Raw genomic sequence first — 26,312 nt, forward strand, 5'->3', positions numbered from 1 at the left:
GATTAAGAGAATAGAGAGTTATTTTTTGTTATCTACCAAAACAGCAAGTAAGATGACCACCGCTTTTACTATCATTTGATAGTTTGATGATATTCCTAATAAATTCAGTGCATTATTTAAGAAACCTAGAATAAGCGCACCAATTAATGTACCGATAATACGACCTTTACCACCAGCAAGACTGGTCCCACCCAAAACAACTGCGGCAATAGCATCTAGCTCATAACCATTACCTGCCATGGGTTGTGCTGATGAAAGACGAGCAACTTCAATGATACTGGCAAGTGCTGCTAATAAACCGCACAGTGCATAAACAATGATTTTGATTTTATCGACACTAATACCCGATAAACGTGTTGCTGATTCATTACCCCCAAGCGCATAAATATAACGGCCTAAACGGGTATGATGTAATAAATACCATGCGCTCAAAAAGACGATCATCATGAGCCAGATTGGGGTTGGAATACCAAATGGGCGACCAATACCAAACCAGCTAAACAGATCGGCATTATCGCTAAAGCCTGTATTAATTGGGCTACCGTCGGTATAGACGCGGGTAACGCCACGCAGTAATAACATCATGACTAGCGTAGCAATAAAGGCTTGAACTTTACCTTTAGCAACGATAATTCCTGTTACACCACCAATAGCTGCACCTAAGGCCAATGCTCCAACAACAGCAACAAGTGCATTAACATCAGCACCTACCATAGAAGCAGCAACAGCACCGGTTAATGCAAGCAATGAACCTACAGAGAGGTCGATGCCGGATGTCAAAATAACTAGAGTCATCCCAACTGCCATAATGGCGTTAACCGATGTTTGTTGGAGAATGTTGAAAATATTATTTAAGGTAAAAAAATTAGGACTGAGTGTGGAAACGACGACAATCAGGATAAGCAGAGCAATCAGTGATTTTTGCTCTAATAGCCATGCTTTTGAGAACCAACGTTTTGACGCTGGAATTGAATTCGTGCTCATATCAAACTCCTACTTTAGCGTCATATTGTTTACCAACAGCCGCCGCCATTAGCATTTCTTGTGTGACATTGTGAGCGGAGAACTCACCACTAATACGACCTTCATGCATAACCAAAATACGGTCACTCATTCCCATTACCTCAGGCATTTCAGAAGAAATTAAGATGATGCTTAATCCTTCTTGTTTAAATTTATTAATTAGCTGATAAATTTCTTTTTTAGCGCCCACATCAACGCCTCGAGTGGGTTCATCAAGAATAAGTACTTTAGGGCGAGTCATTAGGCCTCTTGCGATAGCCACTTTTTGTTGATTTCCCCCTGATAAGAAACCAATGGTTTGATCCATTGAAGGGGTTTTTATATTGAATAATTTAATAAAATCGCCAACAGTGAGTTGTTCTTCTTTATGATTAAGCACACCCATACCGCGGCTAAAATAGCGTAGCGCAGTTAGCGACATATTTTCTTTCACTGACATACCGAGCACTAAACCATCACGCTTTCTATCTTCAGAGATGTAAACAATGCCTTGTTCTAAACCTTCAGCAGGTTTTTTGATTTGGCAGGGTTTACCATCTAACTCAACGGTACCATTGGTCTTGGGTAATGCGCCGTAGATAATTTTCATTAATTCAGTACGACCAGCACCCATTAAGCCTGAAATACCAAGAATTTCGCTTTCATGTAATGAGAAACTGACATCATGAACATCTTCGCCACTGAGGTTTATGACGTTGAGTTTGGTTTTACCTTGAGGGATATTAATACGAGGGTATTGGTCTTCTAACTTACGACCAACCATCATTTCAATCAGAGTGTCTTCTTTTAATGAGGCGACAGTTTTTTCACCAATAAACTGTCCGTCTCGCAGTACAGTCACGTCATCGCAAACTTCAAAGATCTCTTTTAAACGATGTGAGATATAAACAATACCGCAACCTTGATCTCTTAGTTCACGAATAACACTAAATAGCGATTCAGTTTCAGTGTCAGTTAATGCGTCTGTTGGTTCATCCATAATAATGACTTTGGAACCAAAACTAAGCACCTTGGCAATTTCTACCATTTGCTGATCACCAATCGATAATTCAGACACTAAACGGTGACTGCTGTAAGCGAGATTTAATCGAGCTAATAACTTATCAGCCTCTGCATACATTTTCTTCCAGTCGATAGCGCCAAAAGCACGGGTAAACTCACGACCTAAGAAAATATTCTCTGCGATGGTTAATTCAGGAATAAGGTTAAGCTCTTGGTGAATAATACCTATCCCTGCTTCTTGAGAAGATTTAGGGCCATTAAAAGTACAACTTTCACCTTGATAAATCACTTCGCCGGCATCTTTTTTATAGATCCCTGTGAGTACTTTCATCAGTGTTGATTTTCCTGCACCATTTTCACCGACTAAAGCCATCACTCGACCTGGATAAATTCGTAACGTCGCGCCTGATAGTGCTTTTACACCGGGGAATGACTTATCAATATCTTTAAGTTCAAGTAAAGGTTCCATATTGTCCTCAAAAAGTCACGCCAGAAAACAACACAATATTGGCATAAGGCGTACATTCACCGGTTCTAATAACAGCTTTATTTTCAGTAAGTTGCTTTTTGAATCCTTCATGTGAAACATACATTATTTGAATAGACTTCTTCTGCTCTTGCTCTAATAAATAGAGATAAGAAAGGATTTCATTAAAAAGAGAGGGATTGATGGTTTTAATTTCTTCCGCCAGCATCACGGCTTCAACTTGCATCTCATGAGTGATTGTTTGCAACACGGACATAAAGTCCGGAATACCCTGAGTGAGCGCAAGATCAATACGTTCAACAGAGGAGGGAATAGGTAATCCGGCATCTGCAATAGTGATTTTGTCAGTGTGTCCTAAACGTGAAATTACACTCGAAATAGGACTATTAAGTAATACACCTTTTTTCATATTTCCTCCTCAGCGAAACGTTTCGCTGTCTACATAGTAGAAAAGAAAGGTGGGAAAACAAGTTTGATTTATTCATATTGTGAGCATGATCGAAACGTTTCGTTGGTAAACAAAAAGAAAGAAAAATCTAACTGATTGAATAAATTAACGCTGAATGGATTCAATGAGGAAAGTGGTTGTTTTCAATGAGTTTCATAAAAATGTGATAACAGACAAGATTATAATGGATGGGAAAATATGAGGTGTGAAAGTGTAAACCAGTATATAAAAGTAGGTAAACTTCGGTCTGAAAAATACATTAACCTCTCCTATAGTTAATTAGGAGAGGTTTTTTAATTATTTAAATTCAATCAGTTAGCTTGATAGGCTTTAATTGATTTTTCAATACCTTCAGCATCTAATCCTAAGTCAGTTCTGATTTCTTCTTGTCCACCTTGTGGTACAAATAGATCAGGTATACCTAAGTTTAAGACAGGTACTAAGCAACGCTCTTGCATCAATAACTCATTAACACCGCTGCCTGCGCCACCCATAATGGCATTCTCTTCTAGTGTTACCAACATATTATGCTGTTCTGCCAGAGAAAGGATAAGGGATTTATCAAGAGGTTTGATAAAACGCATATCAGCCACAGTTGCATCAAGTTTTTCAGCTACTTCTAACGCTTCAGGTAGTAATGTACCAAAGTTTAGAATAGCAATGCCTTTACCTTGGCGACGAATAATACCTTTACCTATAGGCAGTGGGCTGAGTGGCTGTAATTGCGCACCAATACTCGAGCCCCTTGGGTAACGTACTGCAACAGGGCCATCTTGATAGTGATAACCGGTGTGAAGCATTTGGCGACACTCATTTTCATCACTTGGTGCCATAATGACCATATTAGGAATACAGCGTAAGAATGAGAGATCAAAAGCACCTTGGTGAGTTTGACCATCTGCTCCCACAATACCACCACGATCAATAGCAAATAAAACAGGCAATTTTTGAATGGCAATATCGTGGATCACTTGGTCATAAGCACGTTGTAAGAATGTTGAGTAGATAGCAACGATAGGCTTATAACCACCAATTGCTAAACCCGCAGCAAAGGTAACAGCGTGTTGTTCTGCGATCGCAACATCAAAGTATTGTGATGGGTATTCTTTTGAGAAACGTACCATACCAGAGCCTTCACGCATAGCAGGGGTAATTGCCATGAGTTTTGGATCGGTTGAGGCTTCTTCACATAACCAGTCACCAAAAATTTTAGAAAATGTAGGTCGTGCATTAGGGCTTTTAGGTAATGTACCTGCTTGTGGATCAAACTTAGGTACAGCGTGCCAGCTAATAGGGTCACGTTCAGCAGGTGCATATCCACGACCTTTCTTAGTCATAATATGCAGAAGTTGAGGACCTTTTAGATCACGCATATTGGCGAGAGTTTGCACTAACGCAATAACATCATGACCATCAACTGGACCGATATAATTAAAGCCTAACTCTTCAAACATGGTGCCGGGAACAACCATGCCTTTGATATGTTCTTCTGTCTTTTTCAGTAATTCTTTAATTGGTGGAATACCAGAAAAGACCTTTTTTCCACCTTCACGTAAGGTGGTATACAGTTTGCCTGATAGCAATTGAGCAAGATGATTATTCAATGCACCAACGTTTTCGGAGATTGACATCTCGTTGTCATTAAGTACAACGAGCATATCTGGCTCAATGTCACCTGCGTGGTTCATTGCTTCAAAAGCCATACCCGCAGTAATTGCACCATCACCAATTACACAAACTGTTTTTCTGTTCAGCTTTTCTTGTTCAGCTGCAACAGCCATACCTAAACCTGCACTGATAGAGGTTGAAGAGTGACCGACACAAAGTTTGTCGTATTCACTCTCTTCTCGCCAAGGGAAGGGATGTAACCCATTTTTTTGACGGATAGTATCAATGCGGTCACGGCGACCTGTTAAGATCTTATGGGGATAGGCTTGATGACCAACATCCCAAATAAGATTATCAAAAGGGGTTTTATAGACGTAATGAAGAGCAACCGTTAACTCAATAGCACCTAAACCTGAGGCGAAGTGACCACTTGAGCGGCTGACACTGTTAAGAAGAAATAGCCTTAGCTCATCACAGAGTTTAGGTAAACTCTCTTTTGGTAACAGGCGCAAATCTTCTGGTGTTTCAACCAACGCCAATGTGGGATATTTTTCGATATCAATGCTCATGTGATGCCTATTAATTAATCACTTGTAATAGGGAAAGAACAGGTAAGCTGCTCTCTTTATTTTTTATTAGTTTTTCCGTTCGACGATAAAACTCGCTAATTGTTTAAGCGTGGTCGTATCGTACTCGTATTGCTCAAGAAACGCTAAGGCATCCAGTGCTTCGTTATACAGTTCCTGTGCTTTCTTTTGAGCTTGCTCTAACCCAAGAAGTGCAGGATATGTGCTTTTTCCTGATTCTTGGTCACTACCTTGGCGTTTTCCTGTTTCTTCAGTGCTGCCAATAACATCTAAAATGTCATCTTGTACCTGAAATGCAAGGCCAATAGAGTGGGCATATTTATCTAGTGCGGGTAATACATCATGGCCTTTTGAGCCAGCACTAAATGCGCCTAAGCGAACAGCTGCACGAATTAATGCACCTGTCTTGTGTAAATGGATTTTTTCAAGAGATGCGAGATCAATTGATTTATCTTCGGCTTCAAGATCAAGAGCTTGACCGCCACACATACCGGCAAGTCCGCTGGCCGTTGCTAATTCAGCAATCATTGCAACACGATCACTCATTGCAACATCAGGCATTGGATTTTTCGCTAAGATCTCAAAGGCAAGTGTTTGTAATGCATCGCCTGCTAAAATTGCGTTGGCTTCACCAAACTCAATATGACATGTAGGTTTACCACGACGTAAATCATCATCATCCATCGCAGGCAGATCATCATGAATAAGAGAATAGGCGTGGATACATTCTATTGCGGCGGCGGGTGCATCAAGGTTAAGAGCAGGGATTTTAAACATTTCACCCACTGCATAAACAAGGAAAGGACGTAAACGCTTTCCACCTAAAAGAGCACCATAATGCATGGCTTTACCTAGAGGCATGTCAGTGAATGGTAAAGCGGATAGCGCTTGGTTTAATGCATCGTCAACACGCTGGTGGGCGGAATCTAATTTATGACGGAACGCATCCGTACTTGAAGTTGCGTTACTCAATTATTCTGCCTCTTGGATAAAATCATCAGGAGTTGCGTTATCATCCTCTTTAAGAAGAATACGAACACGCTGTTCAGCGTCTTGTAATGTTTTTTGTCCAACACGGGCTAGACGAACGCCATGTTCAAACTCATTAAGCGCTTCTTCTAAAGGGAGTTCACCGGATTCTAAACGGTTTACGATTTGCTCAAGTTCTTGCATAGATGCTTCGAAACTTGGTGCTTGTGCGATGTCTTCGTTAATTGGTGTCGTTTTCTTAGCCATAATATTTTTGATAATAAAGCATGTTAGCGCTGAATAATAGCGATCATCTTACTACAATTAAGAAGAAAATTTCTTATTCAGTCGATGATTTTTGCGGGTGAGCCCTAAATATTGGTGATATACTTTGTGACTTTTATAAACTCCAGTCAATTTACATCACTGTAGTTTATGTTTCTACTTAATAACCTATGACCATTGACTATGAAGTTTATTATTAAATTATTCCCCGAAATTACGATCAAAAGCCAATCAGTTCGTATACGTTTTATCAAGATCCTCACTAGCAATATTCGTAATGTACTTAATACATTAGGTGATGAAATCACGGTTGTCCGCAATTGGGATAACATTGTTGTTGTCAGCAAGGATGAAAGCAAAAGTGAAGCGGTATGTGATGCATTAACGCGCATTCCTGGTATTCATCACTTTCTACAAGTAGAAGAACATCCTTATACCGATTTACATAATATCTTTGAGCAAACTTTTGCAGCATTTAAGCATTTAGTTGAAAACAAAACATTTTGTGTTCGTGCCAAACGTCGCGGTAAACACAGTTTTACTTCAAATGAAGTTGAGCGCTATGTTGGTGGTGGTTTTAACCAACACGTTGAAAGCGCTAAAGTAAAATTAACACGTCCAGATGTCACCATTAATTTGGAAATTGAAGATGACAAACTTATTCTGGTGAATGCGCGTTATGAAGGCATTGGTGGTTTCCCAATTGGTACACAAGAAGATGTTTTATCACTGATCTCTGGTGGTTATGACTCAGGTGTATCGAGCTATATGTTAATGCGTCGTGGTAGCCGAGTTCACTATTGTTTCTTTAATTTAGGTGGTTCTGCTCACGAAATTGGCGTTAAACAAGTTGCGCATTATTTATGGAACCGTTTTGGTCGTTCACATAAAGTGCATTTCGTTGCTGTTGATTTTGAGCCTGTTGTCGCAGAAATCTTAGAAAAAGTCGATGATGGTCAAATGGGTGTTGTATTAAAACGTATGATGGTACGTGCAGCATCAAAAGTAGCGGAGCGTTATGGCGTTCAAGCTATTGTTACAGGCGAAGCATTAGGTCAGGTTTCTAGCCAAACATTAACTAACTTGCGTTTAATTGATAATGCGACAGATACGTTAATTTTACGTCCTCTTATCACTCATGATAAAGAGAACATTATCAATATTGCACGTCAAATTGGCACAGAAGATTTTGCTCGTACAATGCCTGAATTCTGTGGCGTCATTTCAAAAAGCCCAACAGTGAAAGCAGTCAAAGCGAAGATCGAAGCGGAAGAAGAGAAGTTTGATTTTTCTATTCTTGATAGCGTTGTTGAAAATGCTAAGAATATGGATATTCGTCGTATTGCAGAAGAAACCGTACAGCAAGTTACTGAGGTTGAAATGGTCTCTGAATTTGGTGCTAACGACGTTATTCTGGATATTCGCTCACCAGAAGAGCAAGAGACTTCACCATTAAAGGTAGAAGGTGTAGATGTTAAAGAGCTACCTTTCTATAAACTAAGTACTCAGTTTGGTGATTTAGATAAAGCAAAAACCTATTTACTCTATTGTGATCGTGGAATGATGAGCCGTTTACAGGCGCTTTATTTACGTGAGCAAGGTTTTGAGAACGTTAAAGTCTATCGTAAAAAATAATATATAACGTTTATATTATTGATAAAAAAGCCACTATAAAGTGGCTTTTTTTAATTATACAACTTTTATGTTGGGGAATGTCGCTGCCATTCTCCAGATGATTACTTTGCTCTTATTGCTTGACCATCATCATGGTGCTTGCGCGAGCCCACATTTTTTACAAAATGCTTCATATTTATAGAGCCAAGGGCGTATGTTGGCTCTTAAGCTAGAAATATTATCTAGAACTAAGAAATATATATTAATCTTAAGAAGAGATCAAATTCAAAGATTACTTAAAAGGCAGATTGCAGTAGAACATGTTAATCCTGATCTATTTAATTCTATAGTTGCTGTATTTAATGTTGTTCCTGTTGAGAGTAAGTCATCAATTAAAATAATATTATAATGATTTAATCTATTAATATCGAAATTTGGGTTTATTTTCCAAGGGGAAAAGTAGTGTCTAATTTTATTGGGAATTTTCTTCATTGTAAAAATAGTATTAGGTGGTAATTTTTGTAATTCAGATAATGTTCTTTTTATTGGTTTTATATGAAGTTCTTTTTTATTTACTTCTTCATTAAAATAATTATTAATTACTTCTTCCACAGTACATTTAATAAATACATCATTGTAAAAAGTCGATCTGAAATGGCGAGAGATCCTTCTTGCTAAGAAGTATGGTACTGCTGTAGATGACGGCATGACGATAAATATAATATTTTGATCTATTATTTTAGATCTTATTTTATTCAAAATAGCTAAGAAGGAAGGTTTGAATTTATATAGCTCATCTTTTGTTATTTTATAGTTATAGATACCTTTTAAGGAATATATTAAAGGGTTACCATCTCTATCACTATCACCAAATTTAGTTCGTTGATAAATACTGAATATAGTTAACTTGTTTTTCTTACCTATTATGCTAATTTTAGGGTTTTTATTAGTGCTTGTTATTACTCGACGCTCATGCTGAGTATTTAAAGTAATTATTTTATTTTCAGAAATATCTATACCCAGAAGATTGTATCCTTATGTATTAGTCGAGTAACTAAATTCATTTCTCACAATACTAACATGTTGAAAATAGCTTAAATATAAAGAATATCTGAAATAAAAATAGAACCGCTTTAATAATATTATATATTTGCGGTTCTAACTATCTACTTACCTATCCCCAAAACCTGTAAATTCATCTTGGTAATTATAAATACCAGGTGGTAATACAAGTTGTTTGGCAACATCAGCAGCGACTTCTTTGCCTTTTAAGCGTTCGATAATTTTTAGCGCAAAATCAATAGATGTTGCAGGTGCTTGGCTAGTAATTAAGTTTACTCTTTCATCAAAATAGACTCGATAATCTACCCATTTTTTTGGTGATATTTTATCTTTTAATGTAGGAAAACCCGTCATGTTGCCAATGGGGAAAATATTGTGAGACTCAAGAATAATTGCCGGTGCTGCACAGATAGCTGCGACAAGTTTATTCTCACTGTGCATACGGCGCACTTTCTCAACCACTAAAGGACTATCTCTCATGGTTTCAGTACCTTGTAACCCACCAGGTAGAATAATAACATCGTAGTGATGATCAACGACACGAACTAAAGGTGCATCAGCTATAATTTTAATACCACGAGAACAAGTGATAACAAGATCATCAACATCATCTTCTGCACTTGCAAGTACAACATTAATACCCGCTCTTACCAGTAAATCTGCGGTAGTAACGACTTCGGTTTCTTCACTTCCATTAGCTAGGCAGATGAGCGCTGATATGGTCATAATTGCCTTCCTGTTGTTTAATAAATTGAAAAAGGCGGTTATTTTCGGGTAATACAAGCCCTTGTTCTGAAGCTCGACGTAATAAATAACCAGTAATATAGTCAATCTCTGTATGGCGTTGATATTTCACATCTTGATACATAGACGAATAATTATTTGCTGTTTGTTCTATCGTATCAATAATATAACCATGAAGATGGGCTTGAGACGTTGGTACAACACCTTCGCGCTCCATTACTAAATAAACTTCATCGCATATCTTTTGAATATGTTCAGGATAACGCAATAAATCTCCATTACGACATTGATAATAAACGGTAAGAGGGTTGATAACACAATTAACTGCAAGTTTTAGCCAACTAATCGTATGGATATCATTATGCCAAGCGACATCAGGCAAAGCATGATGCAAGATTTCTGCTAAATAACTGTATTGTTGAGCTGCATGATTTAATGGACCGATATGTGTTATTCCAGTTGCTGTATGAATAACATCTTGGCCTTGTTGGTAAGCACCATGAGTAATAATGCCTTGTAAAATAGGCCTAATAACGGAGTTTTTTGTTGCGGTTAATTCATCAGCAGTACCCATACCATTATGAATTAGTAAAATAGGACACTGTGCAGAAAGGTAAGGTAATAGTGCATTAACAGCATCTGACACCTGCCAAGATTTTAAGCAAACAATTAATAATTCGCTTTGTTTTAACCAGTCAAGTTGATTGGCAGTAATACGCTGATAAAAGGGGTTACCATTAATATTATCGACACACACATCCAAAAAAGGTTGGGGCACTCTTAGCCAGCCTTGTACTTCATGAGATTGAAGTGTTAATGCGGCGATCCAAAGTTTACCTATTGAACCGCATCCTAAAACGGTAATTTTCATTGTGCCTCTTCTTTCGAAAATCATAATAGAGTAAGGCGGTGATTTTCTATCACTAGACTAACTTTCTGAAATTATAACATTGATTGTACTCCTCTGTTTAAAGTATGTTTGCGCTTTACTGTAAGAGGAAATTAACAGTTTCTCCGTAAATTCTCGCCCAATGTGAAGTGACTCCATAAATTTGTTATTGAATGTGCAATGCTTTTTTGCAACCCTAAAAGAAGCTATTATTCGGGTTGTATTTATTTATTGAGGAAGAAAGAATGCCATCTTTTGATATCGTATCTGAAGTTGACTTACATGAAGTGCGTAATGCTGTAGAAAACGCACAACGTGAACTGACTACTCGCTGGGATTTTCGTAACGTTGAAGCAAGTTTTGAATTAAACGAAAAAGCAGAGTCAGTGAAAACGACCAGTGTATCTGAATTTCAGGTTCAACAATTACTAGATATTCTGCGTGAGAAAATGGCAAAAAGAGGGATTGATGGTGCAGTATTAAATATCCCTGAAGAGATGACTCACAGCGGAAAAATGTACAGCGTAGAAGCCACTTTAAAACAAGGTATTGATACAGCTTTAGCGAAAAAAATTGTTAAGCTGATCAAAGACAGTAAGTTGAAAGTTCAGGCCCAAATTCAAGGTGAACAAGTGCGTGTTACAGGTAAATCGCGCGATGACTTACAAGCCGTGATGAAATTAGTAAGAGAAGGCGAGTTAGGGCAACCCTTCCAATTTAACAATTTCCGTGACTAATTGTTCATCTATTTAGTCATACAAAAATGCGCTGTTGAATCAGCGCATTTTTATTTCATCTAATAAGCTTACTGCTCTTCAAACTAAAGGGATCAGAGCCTCTAATGTTGCTCTTGGCGTCTTTTTAGTATCAACCTTGATATAGGCACTTTGTTCATCCGCCATAATCACAACTTCATTAACACCGGGTTGTTGCTTAAATAATTGTTGTAGTTGCTGTTGTTGGCTTGAAGATAAACTTTCAGGTAATTCAACACGTAAGCTACTGACATAAGAAGGTTGGCGTAATGTTAGGCTAATAAAAAACCAAATAAGACCAATTACTAAACAGCCTAAAAATACAGTCTGCGCACTATAATGCTGGTAAAGCCATCCTCCTAAAATTCCACCTAATGCCACACCTAAAAATTGGCTAGTGGAATAAATTCCCATTGCTGTGCCTTTATAACCTGCTGGTGCTTCTTTACTGATTAATGAAGGAAGAAGTGCTTCCATAATATTAAATCCAATAAAGAAAACTTGAATACCTGCAATAATTAACCACAAGCTAGAGCCTGAAATAATCAAAATAACTTGAGCAAGAATAAGTAAGAAAATGCAGAATAAGAAAACTTGTTTCATTTTTCGTTTCTTTTCTGCATAGATAATAAAAGGAAGTACAGTAATAAAGGCGATAAGCATGGTAACTAGATAAACAATCCAATGTTTCTCTTTCGCTAAACCTGCGCTACTCATAACCAGAGGAAGTGCAACAAATGCGGCCATTAATAAAGTATGTAGTGAAAAAATACCTGTATTCAATTTAAGAAGTTGTGCATCGAATAAAACCTTTTTTACGCTACCACGAACAAAGCCTGACTCTCGATTAAGTATATGGTGTTCGCTATTCGGCACAGTAAAAAGCGTAATAATAATGCCACCAAAGGCGAGTAGGGCTATTCCCCAAAATAGGCCATGTAAACCAAAAATATGCGTTAAAATCGGCCCTAAAACTAAGGCTAAAGCGAACGTTATCCCGAAGCTAATCCCAATAAAAGCCATTGCTTTTGTTCTATTTTGTTCTCGTGTTAAATCTGATAATAAAGCCATTACTGCAGCTGAGATAGCGCCAGCACCTTGTAATGCTCGACCAATAATAATGCCGTAGATATTGTCACTGAGAGCCGCAATCAGACTACCAATAATAAAAATAATTAAGCCAAAAACAATCATAGGTTTTCGACCAAATTTATCAGAGAAAATACCAAAAGGAATTTGGAATATAGCTTGTGTTAATCCATAAATACCGATGGCTAATCCAATCAGAGATTCTGTTGCGTGTTGTAGTTGAAGCCCGTAGGTGGTTAAAACTGGGAGTACCATAAACATGCCAAGCATGCGAAGAGAAAAAACAGTACCTAGTCCCCATGTTGCTTTGCGCTCTAATGGGGTCATTTTATTATCATTCATGGATTACCTCGTATTACTGATCCCCTCATTGTAATGACATTTTCTAGTGAGGTTAATCAATAAATGGGATACAAAAAAGACAAAACTGTACTGATATCATGCGAAGTCGTAAAAGAGATAAAAAAATACCAGTCAGAAGACTGACTGGTATTTAGGTTACTTTAATAAATACATTATCTTAGATACGCAAGAACCGCTTCTGTTGAGCTTGTTGGATCAACAGACATCATTACGCTTAACGACGTGATTGCGACAATTGAGAAAATAAATAATTTTCTTGCCCACACAATATCATTGGTTGCTTTGTAACCAGATAATGCCATGCCTAACCACCAAATACTGACAGCTGAAGCCACAATCAGGTATTTATAGCCTGCATAACCGACTAATGTCAGCATTAAGGTTGCGATCATAAACGCCAGAATATAGAGAATGATATGACGTTTAGCGACTGAGATCCCTTTAATTACAGGTAATACAGGGATATTTGCAGCTTGGTAGTCTTTAAAACGGAAAATAGCAATGGCATAAGAGTGAGGCATTTGCCACAAACTAAAGATAAGTAATAGGATTGCCGCGCCTGCATCAAATTCACCGCTAACGGCACAATAACCGATAACAGGAGGTGCAGAGCCAGATAAACTTCCAATCAGTGTGCCATAAACAGATTTACGCTTCATGTAGAGGCTATAAACCCCAACATAAATAATAAAACCGAATACAGCGATAAACATTGCAAGTGGGTTGGCTGCTACATAGAGCAGCACAACACCTGCAATACCTAATACTGAGGCATAAATCAGGCTAATTCGAGGGTCAATTAATCCTTTAACTAATGGACGATTCTTCGTTCTTTCCATGATACGGTCAATATCACGGTCAATATAGTTGTTAAAAACACAACCAGAAGCAACGACCAGAGACACCCCAAGTAGAGTCGCGAAAAATAGGGAGTAATCAATCTCACCTTTAGAAGCGAGCAGAAAACCACCTATTACAGAAATTAAATTTCCGAAAATAATTCCTGGTTTGGTGACTTGTAGGTATTGCTTAATCATAGCGACAACTCTTAATCCATCATCATATTGATGTTCAGGTTGTACATAATCCACAACGAGCCTACGACAACAATGCCGATAATAAGCAGTGTGAACAGGAATGCGACGACGTTCCAGCGCTCTTCTGATGACGTGTTCATATGCAAGAAGCAGACTAAGTGAACCACAATTTGCACAACTGCCATACCGACAACAGTCCATAGAATTGTTGCTGGTGTCGCTGTTCCTTCCATCACCATCCAAAATGGAATAACGGTGAGGATAACAGACAGAATAAAGCCAATCAGATAAGACTTCATGCTGCCGTGGCTTGCGCCTGAAGGAGAAGTATTTGGATGACTCATTACATCGCTCCCATCAGATAAACTACGGTGAACACACAGATCCAGACAACGTCAAGGAAGTGCCAGAACAGACTTAAACAGCTTAAACGAGTACGGTTAACTTCAGTTAAACCACGGCGAGATACTTGGATCATCATAATCACAATCCAAATTAAGCCAGCCGTTACGTGAAGACCGTGTGTTGAAACTAATGCAAAGAATGCAGATAAGAATGCACTGCGATCTGGGCCATAACCCTCTGCGATTAGCTCATGGAATTCGTAAACTTCCATGATGACGAAGCCTAGGCCGAATAAGAAAGTAACAAATAACCACAGATTAACTTGGCTAACGCTACCTTTGTTCATGCTCAGCATAGCGAAACCAAAAGTGATACTACTAAATAGCAGTAAGAAGGTTTCAACTAAAACAAACGGTAAGCTAAAAATTTCTTTACCTGAAGGGCCATCCGCAATCCCGTTAACAAGCACCGCATAAGTGGCGAATAAGCTGGCAAACAGGATAAGGTCGCTCATTAGGTAGATCCAGAAGCCGAAAACTTTCGTCGCTCCTGCATCGTGGTGCCCATGATGCTCATGGGCGTTTGTGTTATTTACAGTTTGAGTAGACATTATTTCACACCTGCTTTTTTCAGTTCTTCATAATGCTTATTCTCGAGAGCTTCAATTTCAGGTACTTGGACATAGTAATCCACATCTGTATCAAAGCTTTTCACGATCCAAGTGACAATCATGCCAGCGAAACCAACGATAGCTAACCACCAGATATGCCAGATCATGGCAAAACCAAGTACTAAGCTGAATGCTGAAATAATCACACCAGCGCCTGTATTTTTAGGCATATGGATTGGTTCGTATTTAGTTGGACGCTGATAAGCGGTGCCTTTTTCTTTTTGATCCCACCATTCATCACGCGTTTGAACATTAGGTTCAACGGCAAAGTTATAGAAAGGAGCAGGTGAAGAAATTGACCATTCCAGAGTACGTCCTCCCCACGGATCTCCCGTTAAATCACGGTTTTGATCACGGTCACGGATACTGACGTAAATCTGGACAACTTGGCAAGCGATACCGATAGCAATTAGTGCAGCACCACCCGCAGCAACCATCAGCATTGGATGGAACTCTGGGTTGATGTTTTGGCTGATACGACGAGTCATACCCATAAAGCCAAGAATGTACAGTGGCATAAAGGCCATAAAGAAGCCGATAAACCAGAACCAGAATGCACGGATACCCCATTTTTCATTCAGTGTGAAACCAAATGCTTTAGGGAACCAGTAAGTCATACCAGCGAAACAGCCGAATACCACACCACCGATAATAACGTTATGGAAGTGAGCAATTAAGAATAAGCTGTTATGTAGAACGAAGTTTGCACCCGGAACGGCTAACAGAACCCCAGTCATCCCCCCAACAGAGAAGGTGATAAGGAAACCGATAGTCCACAACATTGGGCTTTTATATTCGATACGGCCTTGATACATCGTAAACAGCCAGTTAAAGATTTTAACCCCTGTTGGTATAGCGATGATCATCGTGGCGATACCGAAGAAGGCATTGACATTGGCGCCAGAGCCCATAGTAAAGAAGTGGTGTAACCAAACGATAAATGACAACACGGTAATAACGACAGTTGCACCAACTAATGAGGTATAACCGAATAACCGTTTTTTAGAGAATGTTGCTGTAACTTCAGAGAACACACCAAATACAGGCAGAACAAGGATATAAACTTCTGGATGACCCCAAGCCCATACAAGGTTGATGTACATCATCATGTTACCGCCCATATCATTGGTAAAGAAGTGCGTACCAAGATAGCGGTCTAAAGTTAGTAACGTAATAGTGACTGTTAAAATTGGGAATGCAGCGATAATCAGGACGTTAGTACATAAAGCAGCCCAAGAGAATACTGGCATTTTCATCATGCTCATACCCGGCGCACGCATACGCAGGATAGTGGCGAAGAAGTTAACCCCAGTTAGAAGCGTACCAATACCAGATATCTGTAAACTCCATATCCAATAATCGACCCCGACTCCTGGGTTATATTCCAGACCAGAAAGTGGTGGATAAGCTAACCAACCTGTTTGAGCAAATTCACCGATACCCAAAGAGATGTTGATTAATAACACACCAACAACAAAGAACCAGAAGCTCAGTGAGTTAAGGAAAGGAAAGGCAACATCACGAGCACCAATTTGTAAAGGTACAACGAGGTTCATCAAACCCACAACAAAAGGGGTTGCCATGAAGAAAATCATGATAACGCCGTGTGCGGTAAAAATCTGATCATAGTGATGAGGTGGTAAGAAACCGGCTTCACCAGCAGAGGCGAGCGCTTGTTGGCTTCTCATCATAATCGCATCGGCAAAGCCACGGAACATCATGACCATTGCAACGATGATATACATAATACCAATTTTTTTATGGTCAACGCTGGTTAACCATTCACTCCATAACCATTTCCATTTACGAAAATAAGTTAGTGCACCAACAACAGCAAGCCCACCAAGAACAATACCGAGTAAAGTGACTACGATAATTGGTTCATGTAGCGGGATTGCATCAAGAGTTAATTTTCCGAACATGCCTTTATTCCTCTGCTCCTGCATGCGCCACATGGCTCATGTTCATATTCATTGTTGCATCAGCATGTGCTGTCTGATTGCCACTGGTGTGAGCGCCATGACCTGTGTGACCAAATTTAGAAATGGTCTCTTGGAATAACATTGGCTTCACGCTTGAATAGTAGGTCACTGGATTTTTCTGGCTTGGTTTAGCAAGTTCATTAAATGCAGCGGTCGTATTTAACGTATCTGACGATTGTTTGACTTTTTCAACCCACGCATCGAAACCGGCACGATCAGGTGTCGCAATCGCTGTAAATTTCATATCAGAGAAACCGTGTCCACTATAACTTGCTGACATTCCTGGATATTCACCAGGCTCATTAGCAATTAAGTGCAGTTTAGTTTGCATTCCTGCCATCGCATAGATTTGTCCACCTAAGCGAGGGATAAAGAATGAGTTCATGACTGAGTCAGAAGTGATTTTGAAATTAACAGGAACATTAGTAGGGAAAGCCAGTTCATTTACTGTTGCAATACCTTGTTCAGGATAGATAAATAACCATTTCCAATCCATTGAAACAACTTCAATGGTGACAGGTTTTTCTGTGGACTCTAATGGTTTGTAAGGATCAAGTTCATGGGTTGTTTTCCATGTGATGCTTGCCAAAATCACAATAATGATAATTGGCACAGTCCAAACGACGAGTTCAATTTTATTTGAGTGAGCCCAGTTTGGGCGATAGGTGGCTTTAGTATTGGATTCACGGTAGCGAAAAGCGAAAACAATCACCATCAGTATTACCGGTATCACAACAATTAACATTAAACCAAGCGCAATGAGGATTAATGTTTTTTGCTCAGCGCCGATAGCGCCTTTGGGATTCATTAACGCCATATCACAGCCACTCAATAGAAGAGCTGCTGCTAATAGCGAGAGTGTCCCAATACTTTTTATGTATTTCATAAGTCTCATCCAACGACCCAAATGACAAAGGTTCTATTGTTGTTTCATCAGTATCAGTAAGGACATTTTACGGTAAGGTTGCGACAGTGTAAACAATTGTAATGGTAAGTAAGTGGTTGGTTAGTCTTTTGTGTTAATGTGATCACAAGTAATTAAAATATTAAATAAATGTTAATTTAATTATTGCGCATTAACTATAATTTCATAAAGTATCATGTTTTTAAAATAAATACATATTTTTACAAATAAAAATGCAATAAAAAGTGTAAGAAAACGTATTCTGATTAAAAAAGTAACAAACTAGAGGTCGGAGGAGAGTTGATGGGTAAAATCCTTTTTATATTGATGTTTAATATCCATATTTGATGCTTGTATGATTTTTAATATGGATAATTAGTGATTTGATGAATGTTTATATCCAATGAGAAATATTTTCATTAAGTGATAAAAAGAGGTTACAGCGGATAAAAATCGATCCGCTGTAATAAAAATTAACAATTTCCTATCAGAAGTTATATTTCAAGCTATATACAATGCCATCTTGCAGAAAACTCTCTCCTAGCTTTTTATAAGCATAACGATACTGAATTCCAGTAGTGATAGATGTTGTCGGATGCCACCAAATGGCTAAAGCGCCATTAATGCCATTTTTACCTCCATTGCCATAACGTTTGTGTCGTTGGAATTCCATTTCATGCCAGTTTGTTAGGCTAAATTTTTGATTTTTTATATTAAAATCATATCCAGCAACCCAACCAGCCACATAACCGTTGTTACCTGAATATTTAGATTGATCGACATAATGAAGGGCAATAAAAGGTTTAAACCATAAATTAGCAATTTGTGTGTTATAGCCAAAGCCGTAAAGTGTATTTACTTCATGGAAGTTACCACCATATTTTTTACCAGGGAGTGACCATGTACCGTAAACATGTCCGTATAGATTGAAATGACTTTCACCTAAATAAATGCGGCTTGTTGCTTTAACGGTATAACGTTGATTATCACCCGGTTGCGCTTTTCGAGGATTAAATGGATTTTCAAGATCAAAAAAGCCGTAAAACTCACCCCATGAAAAGTTAGCGCCACCTTCAAGTTCTAAATAGGCAAAATCATCTTTATGAGAAGATTGCCCTGTTTTGTGTGTTGTATGTGTTGTCCAATCCAAGTAGTTAATACTAGCGCTTGCAAATCCTCCTAAATAGCTTGCCTGAGAAGGTAAAGAGAATGTTGTTGCGATGACAAATAAAAATGATTTTTTGATCATAAATTATCCCGATGGCTTATGGCCAATTATGGTTGCGGTGAATGTTCAGTTTTTCTTTTTTATTAGAATAATAAACTATAAAAATCCTTTTTATAGAAATTTGAGTTTAAAATAAGATCTATTTCTAGAATTTTGATATTAGTTTAAAAAATGAGAAATTTTGTATTTTTTTATTTTATTTTTTGAATTAATAGCAAAAATAAAAAAGGAGTTTTTGATAAGAAGAGGAAATTTAAGGAGATAATGATAGAAAATGGCTCTTAGATGAAAAAGTAATATGAACAGCGTAAAAATACCTCACGACACGGGAATAAAGGGATAGTATCATTAACCCATATTCGTTTTTATCTTACTTGGAATTTTCATTGTGACCTCATTTGCTGAACTTAACGCACTTCCTACTGAACAACTCGCTAACCTTAATGAATTGGGTTATCTCACTATGACTCCAGTTCAAGAAGCTGCTTTGCCCGCCATTCTTGAAGGAAAAGACGTTCGAGCTCAAGCAAAAACAGGTAGTGGTAAAACAGCTGCTTTTGGTTTGGGTGTTTTGCAACATATTGATGCAAAACAATTTAATACCCAATCACTTATTTTATGCCCAACGCGAGAACTTGCTGATCAAGTTGCAAATGAATTACGTCGCCTTGCTCGTTATCTTCCCAATATCAAAGTACTGACACTGTGTGGTGGTGTTCCATTTAGCATCCAGCGTGATTCATTAATTCATGCTGCACATATTATTGTTGCAACGCCGGGTAGATTACTTGATCACATAAGAAAAGAGACTGTTACTTTAGATGATGTGAAAACATTGGTATTGGATGAAGCAGACAGAATGTTGGATATGGGATTTTTTGATGATATCAACGACATTATTTCTCGTATACCAACCGCACGTCAAACATTGCTCTTTTCTGCAACTTGGCCAAATGAGATCGCAGCAATTAGCCGTAAAATCCAGAAAAATCCAGTCACTATTGAGATAAACTCTGTTGATGAACTTCCGGCGGTTGAACAGCAGTTTTATGAAATATCTCGTCATGGAAAAATAGGATTACTGCAAAAACTTTTAAGTCGTGAGCAACCAGCTTCTTGTGTGGTGTTTTGTAACACGAAACGAGATTGTCAAGATGTGTATGAAACACTGACAGAAAGCAACCAAAGTGTACTTGCTTTACACGGCGATATGGAACAAAGAGAGCGTGACCAAACGCTTATTCGCTTTGCTAATGGGAGTTGTCGTGTATTAGTAGCAACAGATGTTGCTGCTCGAGGACTAGATATTAAAGCGTTAGAAATGGTGATTAACTACGAATTATCGTGGGATCCTGAAGTGCATGTTCACCGGATCGGTCGTACAGCTAGAGCGGGCGAAAGTGGATTGGCTATTAGCTTTTGCGCACCAGAAGAAATTCAGCGAGCTAATGCGCTAGAAGAGATGCTTCATATGAAGATAAATTGGTTACCAGTACCAACTGGGCTACAAATTACGCCTCTTGAAGCAACAATGGCAACATTATGTATTGATGGTGGTAAAAAAGCCAAAATGCGTCCGGGTGATATTTTAGGCGCATTAACGGGCGATATGGGTTTCAATGGTGCCGACATTGGTAAAATTATGATTAACCCAACACATGCTTACGTTGCCGTAAAACAATCTATCGCCAAACAAGTTTGGAAACAGCTACAACAAGGTAAAATCAAAGGTAAAATCAAAGGTAAAGCGGTAAAAGTAAGATTGTTTAGATAAATTCTCTTTACAAGAATGCAAAAGGACAGCTTAAGCTGTCCTTTTTTATGGTGCATATTTTAAGAGGGTAATAAAATTAATATGTTGTTTTCTTAAGGGCTAAATAATCTAAGATTGTGCCAAAGACAAGGCTTATCGCACCAATAATAACACCGTATAAAAAGAGTGTTGAAGCCCAAGAACTTAATCTATTAGTATCTATTGACTGAATAAAATCAACAGATTGGAATATTTCTAAAGTCGGTAGTGAATTTGTAATAACAAGAATTAAACTACAAATAAAGAAGAAAACAGTCAGCATCAAACCATAAATAGCAAAACGGTACTGTTTAATAAATAAAGTTCTTCTAAGGAATTCACCTGTTTTTTGTGTATAAATAAGTGTATTTTTCGAAATTAACAACAAGATAAGACCAGGTACAGCAGCAATAATAGAAAAAAGATAAAATGCTTCCCAACCGTGGCTTTCAACATACCAGCCTGCAACGGGGCCTACATAAACACGACCAATGGCAGAGAGAGCTGAGAGTAACGCAAATTGTGTTGCTGAAAAGGAAAGATGACAAAGAGTCATTAAGAGGGCAACAAACGCAGCTGTTCCCATTCCCCCACAAATATTTTCAAATGCAACTACCGCACCCATGCTATAAATACTTTGCTCAGAAACAGCTAAATACCAATAACCAATATTTGAACCACCTTGCAAAATACCAAAAATCATCAGCGCTTTAAATAAACTCCAACGGCGCATTAATAAGCCACCTAGTAATGCCCCAACAATAGTGGCTGCAAGTCCAAGTGTTTTATTCACTAATCCTACTTCACCGGCATCAAATCCAGCACCGCGAATAAGAAAGGTGGTACTTAAACTTAGGGCAAAGGCATCACCCATTTTATACAGCACAATAAGCAGTAAAATTAGCCAAGCATTATTGCGAGAGAAGAATTCATATAAAGGCTCAATAACAGCTTCATAGAGTGTACGTGGTGGCTTTACGGCGGTTTCTGGCTCTTGAGCAAGTAATGTGGCGATAATACCAATCCCCATTAAGGCAGCCATTAACCAGTACATGTTTTGCCAGCCAATATATTTATCAGCTAACCAAAGCGCCATTCCTCCTGAAACAAGCATTGCTATGCGATAGCCTAATACAGAAACGGCAGCACCAGTACCACGCTCATCTGCTTTTAATATATCTGTTTTATAGGCATCAAAAACAATGTCTTGTGAAGCAGAACAAAAGGCAACGATGACTGCTAGAGAAGCAAGCCACCATAAATGCTCATTAGGATTTAGAAATCCCATCCCTGCAATACCAATCACTAACCCTATTTGAGTGAGCAACATCCATCCTCGGCGACGGCCAAGAAAAGAAGGGGTATAGCGATCCATAAAAGGTGACCAAAGGAATTTAAAAACATAGGCTTGTCCCACCAATGAGAAAAAACCAATGGTTTTTAAATCGATATCTTCTACTGTCATCCATGCTTGTAATGTACCCGCGGTTAACGCCAGAGGTAATCCAGAAGTAAAGCCAAGTAATAGAAGAATAAATGATTTATACCAAGTGGTTTGTTTGAAGGCGGGCTGAACCATGCAAAAATTCCTTTCAACGACCTGTTTGAAACAACAGGTCGTTTATTCTAATAAAATTAACGGGCGTTAGATTTGATAAATTGACTGACTGAAGCGTCTTTTGCCATATCGTTAACGAGTTCACTTAAGACATTGTTAATCGCAGCGGCAATTTTCTCATTAGTTGCACCAAATGGACCTTGAACATTGTAGCTAGTACGGAATGTTTTGGTATTAGAACTGCCATTCGGTAAGGTGACGATAATTGAAATATCCGCTTTTGCACTGATATTATGACGAACACTTCCTTCACCTACATCTGCATTGAGTTTATTGATAACAATAATCACATCAGCAGAAGCCGGGGAACCTATCATAAAACCACGGGCTGTCATTTGTTTTTGTAAAACTTCTTGCATTAAAAATGCAATATCACGAGTTGGAACAAGGGCTTCTAATTTACCGTTACGGTTGATTTCCGCTAAGTTTTTTGATGCACGTTTGTCTTGGCTTGAAATGTTCAGTGAAATAGGGCGCATTGTTGGATCCGCGGCAGGAACTGACATCACAGGCTCAATAGATAATTTGTTACTAGGAGTTGCACAACCTGAAAGCAGAGTTAATGCAAAAACAGCACAGAGTAAATTTTTAATCATGAGGTAATCTCGGTTAAATATGTCTGTTGTGTTAACAAGTAGAATAGGCTTCAAACTTTAGCCTATCATACCACTGCTGATAGGTTGCTAATATCCCCTTAGCGAACGAAATTATCTGATTTTATCAATTGATTTTATTTCAAATTACTCTCGTTTTTACTCATGTATTTGACAATATTCGGTCAATAGTTTTACTCAAGATGAAAAATAAGCGATTATCATCAGCAAAATTAAAAAGAATAAGCTCATCATTTCGTATTGATAAAGACTAAATCAATATAGTCTGGTTGACTTATTTTTTATTCGCCATGGTATAAAGGCTAGAGTATTAGGGGCAGAGATGATCCGTGATGATATTGAGAATAAGCTGATTTCACGCTTTTCACCGCATTTTTTACAAGTAATAAACGAAAGCCATCGCCATAATGTGCCCGAAGGCTCTGAAAGCCACTTTAAAGTCATTATCGTTAGTGATGATTTTAATGAAAAACGTAGTGTTTCGCGCCATCGTGATGTGTACCAAACATTAGCTCATGAAATGGAAAATGGTGTTCATGCATTAGCATTACACACATTTACTTTGAGCGAATGGAATGAACAACAGGATAAAGCATTACGCTCTCCTGGGTGTCGTGGCGGAAGCCAAGAAGATTAACAACCTTATCGTTAATCGTGAGTAAATAGATCCTAAGATGCGTATTTTTTGTTCTTTATAGAGGAAAAAAGGGGCGAGTTGCTCGATTTTATGAAAAAATTGAGGAATAAAACGGCTCTTTCTCGACTCAACCCCTCTAGATCGTTATAATGTCGCGTCTAATTTTCAGTAAGGTTTCGGGATGCTTCTGATATCAGGGATCCTCGTTTTTTTAAATGTGGCGGCCCCGGTTCTGAAAGGAAAATAAACCTAAACATGTCAATATCATGTTAGTTTCCTTTAAAGTAGACCGAGCACTAAAACTTATTTTGAGGTAACAAGATGCAAGTTTCTGTTGAAACGACTCAAGGCCTAGGGCGTCGTGTCACAATCACCGTACCAGCCGCTGATATCCAAACTGCTGTAGACAGTGAACTGAAAAAAGCTGCTAAAACTGTTCGCATTGATGGTTTCCGTAAAGGTCACGTTCCAATGTCAATGGTTAAACAGCGTTATGGTATGTCAGTACTGAATGATGTTCTGGGTGACCTGATGCAGCGTAATTTCATTAACGCTATTATCGAAAACAAAGTAAACCCAGTTGGCGCACCTGACTACAAACCAGAGCAATACAAAGAAGGTGAAGACTTTGTTTACTCTGTAGAATTCGAAGTTTTCCCAGAAATCGAACTGAAAGATCTGGAAAGCATTGAAGTTGTAAAACCTGTTGTTACTGTTAAAGACGAAGACGTTGATAACATGTTAGAAACACTGCGTAAGCAACAAGCAGAGTGGAAAGACAAAGACGGCGAAGTTGCAGCAGAAGATCGCGTAACTGTTGATTTCAACGGTTCTATTGACGGTGAAGAATTTGAAGGCGGAAAAGCTGAAGATTTCGTACTGGCAATGGGTCAAGGTCGTATGATCCCAGGTTTCGAAGAAGGCGTTATTGGTCATAAAGCTGGAGAAGAATTCACAATTGATGTGACTTTCCCAGAAGATTACCACGCTGAGAACCTGAAAGGTAAAAAAGCACAATTCGCTATCAACCTGAAAAAAGTTGAAGAGCGTGAACTGCCAGAATTAACTGAAGAGTTCATCAAGCGTTTTGGTATTGCTGATGGTTCTGTTGATGGTTTACGTGCTGAAGTACGTAAAAACATGGAACGTGAACTGAAAAATGCAATCCGTACTCGTGTTAAATCACAAGTTATTGATGGCTTAGTTAAAGCAAACGAAGTTGACGTACCAGCAGCCGCTGTTGACAGCGAAATCGAAGTTCTGCAACGTCAAGCTGCTCAACGTTTTGGTGGCGACGAGAAACAAGCTCTGCAATTACCACGTGAATTGTTCGAAGAACAAGCTAAACGTCGTGTAATCGTTGGATTACTGTTAGGTGAAGTGATCAATAGTAATGAACTGAAAGCAGAAGACGATCGTGTTAATGCACTGATCGACGAAATGGCTTCAGCTTACGAAGATCCATCAGAAGTTGTTGAGTTCTACAACAAGAATGAACAACTGATGAACAACATCCGTAATCTTGCGTTAGAAGAGCAAGCGGTAGAAAAAATCTTAGCAAATGCTAAAGTAACTGAAAAAGAAACTAACTTCACTGAACTGATGAACGAAGTTCAAATGGGTTAATTCTTAACCGCGAATATCGGTTTTAAGCAAAAACCCGTGGTTTTTACCACGGGTTTTTTTCAGTTTGTATATATTTATCAAATTTTGCCTTGAAATTTGAGCGATTATCTCCAGATAATTCTATATTCTCTTTATCACTCCTCGCGAGGCGCCTTGAATGTCTTGTGAGAGATTAGATCATTAGAAATGGTCATGATCAATTATCTCAAGTAAAATTGTTGTCATTGGCACCAATAAGAATGCAATAGGAGACAGACATGTCATTTAACGACACACAGGAACAATTCGCACCTAATATGGCTCTGGTGCCGATGGTTATAGAGCAAACTTCGCGAGGAGAGCGTTCTTACGACATTTACTCACGTTTATTAAAAGAACGTATTATTTTCCTGACTGGCCAAGTTGAAGATCACATGGCTAATCTTATCGTTGCTCAAATGCTATTTTTAGAAGCAGAAAACCCAGAGAAAGACATCAACCTGTATATCAACTCACCAGGTGGTGTAATTACTGCGGGTATGTCTATCTATGACACCATGCAGTATATCAAAGCAGATGTTAGTACAATTTGTATGGGTCAAGCGTGTTCAATGGGCGCTTTCTTACTATCTGCTGGTGCGAAAGGTAAACGTATTTGCTTACCTAACTCTCGTGTGATGATCCACCAACCGTTAGGTGGTTACCAAGGTCAAGCAACAGATATTCAAATTCATGCTCAAGAAATTTTGAAAGTAAAATCCCGTATGAATGAGCTAATGGCTCAACATACAGGTAAATCTATTGAAGAAATAGAAAGAGACACTGAGCGTGATCGTTTCTTATCCGCTAACGAAGCGTTAGAATACGGATTAGTGGATAAAGTCTATACTCAACGTAGCTAATCATTGTACGTTGTAATAGCAACTGAATTAATACGTTTCCTTTGTTGATCAAT

Annotated in this window: 24 protein-coding genes; 6 read left to right on the forward strand and 18 right to left on the reverse strand. The window is 38.5% G+C overall.

The window, feature by feature from the left end:
* Nucleotides 1-18: 18 nt before the first annotated feature.
* The 6 genes from rbsC to xseB form a co-directional block, all read right to left on the reverse strand.
* Nucleotides 19-984 carry a ribose ABC transporter permease gene (gene rbsC, locus GTH25_RS03215; RefSeq protein WP_075672017.1) on the reverse strand — a complete coding sequence of 322 codons (966 nt, stop codon included), beginning with the start codon at nucleotides 982-984 and terminating at the stop codon, nucleotides 19-21.
* A 1-nt stretch (nucleotide 985) separates the two neighbouring features.
* Complete coding sequence (rbsA, locus tag GTH25_RS03220) at nucleotides 986-2,494, reverse strand: ribose ABC transporter ATP-binding protein RbsA (RefSeq protein ID WP_075672015.1); 1,509 nt, start codon at nucleotides 2,492-2,494, stop codon at nucleotides 986-988.
* 7 nt (nucleotides 2,495-2,501) lie between these two features.
* Nucleotides 2,502-2,921: a D-ribose pyranase gene (rbsD, locus tag GTH25_RS03225; protein ID WP_075672013.1), complete on the reverse strand. Its 420-nt coding sequence runs from the start codon at nucleotides 2,919-2,921 to the stop codon at nucleotides 2,502-2,504.
* 350 nt (nucleotides 2,922-3,271) lie between these two features.
* Entirely contained in the window at nucleotides 3,272-5,137 is a 1,866-nt protein-coding gene (dxs, locus tag GTH25_RS03230) for a 1-deoxy-D-xylulose-5-phosphate synthase (protein WP_075672011.1), read from the reverse strand.
* 66 nt (nucleotides 5,138-5,203) lie between these two features.
* Nucleotides 5,204-6,127 (reverse strand): (2E,6E)-farnesyl diphosphate synthase, encoded by a 924-nt coding sequence (gene ispA / locus GTH25_RS03235; protein WP_075672009.1) that lies wholly within the window; start codon nucleotides 6,125-6,127, stop codon nucleotides 5,204-5,206.
* Nucleotides 6,128-6,391 carry an exodeoxyribonuclease VII small subunit gene (gene xseB / locus GTH25_RS03240; RefSeq protein ID WP_023580876.1) on the reverse strand — a complete coding sequence of 88 codons (264 nt, stop codon included), beginning with the start codon at nucleotides 6,389-6,391 and terminating at the stop codon, nucleotides 6,128-6,130.
* Nucleotides 6,392-6,592: 201 nt separating this feature from the next.
* Here xseB and thiI point away from each other — a divergent pair, with 201 nt between their 5' ends.
* Nucleotides 6,593-8,044, forward strand: a complete 1,452-nt coding sequence (gene thiI, locus GTH25_RS03245; protein ID WP_075672007.1) for a tRNA uracil 4-sulfurtransferase ThiI — start codon at nucleotides 6,593-6,595, stop codon at nucleotides 8,042-8,044.
* Between the two features lie 264 nt (nucleotides 8,045-8,308).
* Here thiI and GTH25_RS03250 read toward each other — a convergent pair whose 3' ends face one another.
* The 3 genes from GTH25_RS03250 to panE form a co-directional block, all read right to left on the reverse strand.
* Nucleotides 8,309-8,635: a phosphoribosyltransferase gene (locus tag GTH25_RS03250; protein WP_075672005.1), complete on the reverse strand. Its 327-nt coding sequence runs from the start codon at nucleotides 8,633-8,635 to the stop codon at nucleotides 8,309-8,311.
* Between the two features lie 558 nt (nucleotides 8,636-9,193).
* Complete coding sequence (gene yajL, locus GTH25_RS03255) at nucleotides 9,194-9,811, reverse strand: protein deglycase YajL (protein WP_099659971.1); 618 nt, start codon at nucleotides 9,809-9,811, stop codon at nucleotides 9,194-9,196.
* Complete coding sequence (gene panE, locus GTH25_RS03260; RefSeq protein ID WP_075672001.1) at nucleotides 9,780-10,700, reverse strand: 2-dehydropantoate 2-reductase; 921 nt, start codon at nucleotides 10,698-10,700, stop codon at nucleotides 9,780-9,782. Before panE ends, yajL begins: the two co-directional genes overlap by 32 nt.
* Nucleotides 10,701-10,963: 263 nt before the next feature.
* On the opposite strand from panE, the gene GTH25_RS03265 reads away from it, so the two are divergent.
* Nucleotides 10,964-11,455, forward strand: a complete 492-nt coding sequence (locus GTH25_RS03265; RefSeq protein WP_072063676.1) for a YajQ family cyclic di-GMP-binding protein — start codon at nucleotides 10,964-10,966, stop codon at nucleotides 11,453-11,455.
* Nucleotides 11,456-11,533: 78 nt separating this feature from the next.
* On the opposite strand, the gene GTH25_RS03270 is transcribed toward GTH25_RS03265, so the two are convergent.
* The 7 genes from GTH25_RS03270 to GTH25_RS03300 form a co-directional block, all read right to left on the reverse strand.
* Nucleotides 11,534-12,904: an MFS transporter gene (locus tag GTH25_RS03270; protein WP_075671999.1), complete on the reverse strand. Its 1,371-nt coding sequence runs from the start codon at nucleotides 12,902-12,904 to the stop codon at nucleotides 11,534-11,536.
* A 173-nt stretch (nucleotides 12,905-13,077) separates the two neighbouring features.
* The gene (cyoE, locus tag GTH25_RS03275) at nucleotides 13,078-13,962 is read right to left on the reverse strand and encodes a heme o synthase (protein ID WP_069368580.1); all 885 of its coding nucleotides are present in this window, start codon (nucleotides 13,960-13,962) and stop codon (nucleotides 13,078-13,080) included.
* A gap of 11 nt (nucleotides 13,963-13,973) precedes the next feature.
* Nucleotides 13,974-14,306, reverse strand: a complete 333-nt coding sequence (locus tag GTH25_RS03280; protein ID WP_006535101.1) for a cytochrome o ubiquinol oxidase subunit IV — start codon at nucleotides 14,304-14,306, stop codon at nucleotides 13,974-13,976.
* Entirely contained in the window at nucleotides 14,306-14,917 is a 612-nt protein-coding gene (locus tag GTH25_RS03285) for a cytochrome o ubiquinol oxidase subunit III (protein WP_036932890.1), read from the reverse strand. The genes GTH25_RS03280 and GTH25_RS03285 overlap by 1 nt, the downstream gene beginning before the upstream one ends.
* On the reverse strand, nucleotides 14,917-16,899 hold the full coding sequence (gene cyoB / locus GTH25_RS03290) for a cytochrome o ubiquinol oxidase subunit I (RefSeq protein ID WP_075671997.1): 1,983 nt from the start codon (nucleotides 16,897-16,899) through the stop codon (nucleotides 14,917-14,919). The genes GTH25_RS03285 and cyoB overlap by 1 nt, the downstream gene beginning before the upstream one ends.
* Before the next feature lie 4 nt (nucleotides 16,900-16,903).
* Entirely contained in the window at nucleotides 16,904-17,854 is a 951-nt protein-coding gene (gene cyoA, locus GTH25_RS03295; RefSeq protein ID WP_075671995.1) for a cytochrome o ubiquinol oxidase subunit II, read from the reverse strand.
* Nucleotides 17,855-18,350: 496 nt separating this feature from the next.
* On the reverse strand, nucleotides 18,351-19,112 hold the full coding sequence (locus GTH25_RS03300; protein ID WP_075671993.1) for a nucleoside-specific channel-forming Tsx family protein: 762 nt from the start codon (nucleotides 19,110-19,112) through the stop codon (nucleotides 18,351-18,353).
* A 367-nt stretch (nucleotides 19,113-19,479) separates the two neighbouring features.
* Between GTH25_RS03300 and dbpA the strand changes: the two genes are divergently transcribed.
* Nucleotides 19,480-20,865: an ATP-dependent RNA helicase DbpA gene (gene dbpA, locus GTH25_RS03305; protein ID WP_164530326.1), complete on the forward strand. Its 1,386-nt coding sequence runs from the start codon at nucleotides 19,480-19,482 to the stop codon at nucleotides 20,863-20,865.
* Nucleotides 20,866-20,941: 76 nt separating this feature from the next.
* Here the strand turns inward: dbpA and ampG are convergent, their stop codons facing one another.
* Both ampG and GTH25_RS03315 read right to left on the reverse strand, forming a co-directional pair.
* Nucleotides 20,942-22,462, reverse strand: coding sequence for a muropeptide MFS transporter AmpG (ampG, locus tag GTH25_RS03310; protein WP_075671989.1), 1,521 nt, complete (start codon nucleotides 22,460-22,462; stop codon nucleotides 20,942-20,944).
* Nucleotides 22,463-22,518: 56 nt separating this feature from the next.
* Nucleotides 22,519-23,097 (reverse strand): YajG family lipoprotein, encoded by a 579-nt coding sequence (locus GTH25_RS03315; protein ID WP_156733047.1) that lies wholly within the window; start codon nucleotides 23,095-23,097, stop codon nucleotides 22,519-22,521.
* Nucleotides 23,098-23,437: 340 nt separating this feature from the next.
* Here GTH25_RS03315 and bolA point away from each other — a divergent pair, with 340 nt between their 5' ends.
* The 3 genes from bolA to clpP all read left to right on the forward strand — a co-directional run bounded on the left by bolA (nucleotide 23,438) and on the right by clpP (nucleotide 26,259).
* The gene (bolA, locus tag GTH25_RS03320; protein WP_075671985.1) at nucleotides 23,438-23,752 is read left to right on the forward strand and encodes a transcriptional regulator BolA; all 315 of its coding nucleotides are present in this window, start codon (nucleotides 23,438-23,440) and stop codon (nucleotides 23,750-23,752) included.
* A gap of 321 nt (nucleotides 23,753-24,073) precedes the next feature.
* Entirely contained in the window at nucleotides 24,074-25,378 is a 1,305-nt protein-coding gene (gene tig / locus GTH25_RS03325) for a trigger factor (protein WP_023580863.1), read from the forward strand.
* 257 nt (nucleotides 25,379-25,635) lie between these two features.
* The gene (gene clpP, locus GTH25_RS03330) at nucleotides 25,636-26,259 is read left to right on the forward strand and encodes an ATP-dependent Clp endopeptidase proteolytic subunit ClpP (protein ID WP_004245088.1); all 624 of its coding nucleotides are present in this window, start codon (nucleotides 25,636-25,638) and stop codon (nucleotides 26,257-26,259) included.
* Nucleotides 26,260-26,312 lie beyond the last annotated feature (53 nt).

The sequence above is a fragment of the Proteus terrae subsp. cibarius genome (genome assembly GCF_011045835.1).
Lineage (GTDB): Bacteria > Pseudomonadota > Gammaproteobacteria > Enterobacterales > Enterobacteriaceae > Proteus > Proteus cibarius.

Excerpts from the sequence above, each read along its gene's own strand:
- rbsC (WP_075672017.1), bottom strand. The coding sequence starts at position 984 with ATGAGCACGAATTCAATTCCAGCGTCAAAACGTTGGTTCTCAAAAGCA.
- rbsA (WP_075672015.1), bottom strand. The coding sequence starts at position 2,494 with ATGGAACCTTTACTTGAACTTAAAGATATTGATAAGTCATTCCCCGGT.
- rbsD (WP_075672013.1), bottom strand. The coding sequence starts at position 2,921 with ATGAAAAAAGGTGTATTACTTAATAGTCCTATTTCGAGTGTAATTTCA.
- dxs (WP_075672011.1), bottom strand. The coding sequence starts at position 5,137 with ATGAGCATTGATATCGAAAAATATCCCACATTGGCGTTGGTTGAAACA.
- xseB (WP_023580876.1), bottom strand. The coding sequence starts at position 6,391 with ATGGCTAAGAAAACGACACCAATTAACGAAGACATCGCACAAGCACCA.
- thiI (WP_075672007.1), top strand. The coding sequence starts at position 6,593 with ATGAAGTTTATTATTAAATTATTCCCCGAAATTACGATCAAAAGCCAA.
- yajL (WP_099659971.1), bottom strand. The coding sequence starts at position 9,811 with ATGACCATATCAGCGCTCATCTGCCTAGCTAATGGAAGTGAAGAAACC.
- panE (WP_075672001.1), bottom strand. The coding sequence starts at position 10,700 with ATGAAAATTACCGTTTTAGGATGCGGTTCAATAGGTAAACTTTGGATC.
- GTH25_RS03265 (WP_072063676.1), top strand. The coding sequence starts at position 10,964 with ATGCCATCTTTTGATATCGTATCTGAAGTTGACTTACATGAAGTGCGT.
- GTH25_RS03270 (WP_075671999.1), bottom strand. The coding sequence starts at position 12,904 with ATGAATGATAATAAAATGACCCCATTAGAGCGCAAAGCAACATGGGGA.
- cyoE (WP_069368580.1), bottom strand. The coding sequence starts at position 13,962 with ATGATTAAGCAATACCTACAAGTCACCAAACCAGGAATTATTTTCGGA.
- GTH25_RS03280 (WP_006535101.1), bottom strand. The coding sequence starts at position 14,306 with ATGAGTCATCCAAATACTTCTCCTTCAGGCGCAAGCCACGGCAGCATG.
- GTH25_RS03285 (WP_036932890.1), bottom strand. The coding sequence starts at position 14,917 with ATGTCTACTCAAACTGTAAATAACACAAACGCCCATGAGCATCATGGG.
- cyoB (WP_075671997.1), bottom strand. The coding sequence starts at position 16,899 with ATGTTCGGAAAATTAACTCTTGATGCAATCCCGCTACATGAACCAATT.
- cyoA (WP_075671995.1), bottom strand. The coding sequence starts at position 17,854 with ATGAGACTTATGAAATACATAAAAAGTATTGGGACACTCTCGCTATTA.
- GTH25_RS03300 (WP_075671993.1), bottom strand. The coding sequence starts at position 19,112 with ATGATCAAAAAATCATTTTTATTTGTCATCGCAACAACATTCTCTTTA.
- ampG (WP_075671989.1), bottom strand. The coding sequence starts at position 22,462 with ATGGTTCAGCCCGCCTTCAAACAAACCACTTGGTATAAATCATTTATT.
- GTH25_RS03315 (WP_156733047.1), bottom strand. The coding sequence starts at position 23,097 with ATGATTAAAAATTTACTCTGTGCTGTTTTTGCATTAACTCTGCTTTCA.
- bolA (WP_075671985.1), top strand. The coding sequence starts at position 23,438 with ATGATCCGTGATGATATTGAGAATAAGCTGATTTCACGCTTTTCACCG.
- tig (WP_023580863.1), top strand. The coding sequence starts at position 24,074 with ATGCAAGTTTCTGTTGAAACGACTCAAGGCCTAGGGCGTCGTGTCACA.
- clpP (WP_004245088.1), top strand. The coding sequence starts at position 25,636 with ATGTCATTTAACGACACACAGGAACAATTCGCACCTAATATGGCTCTG.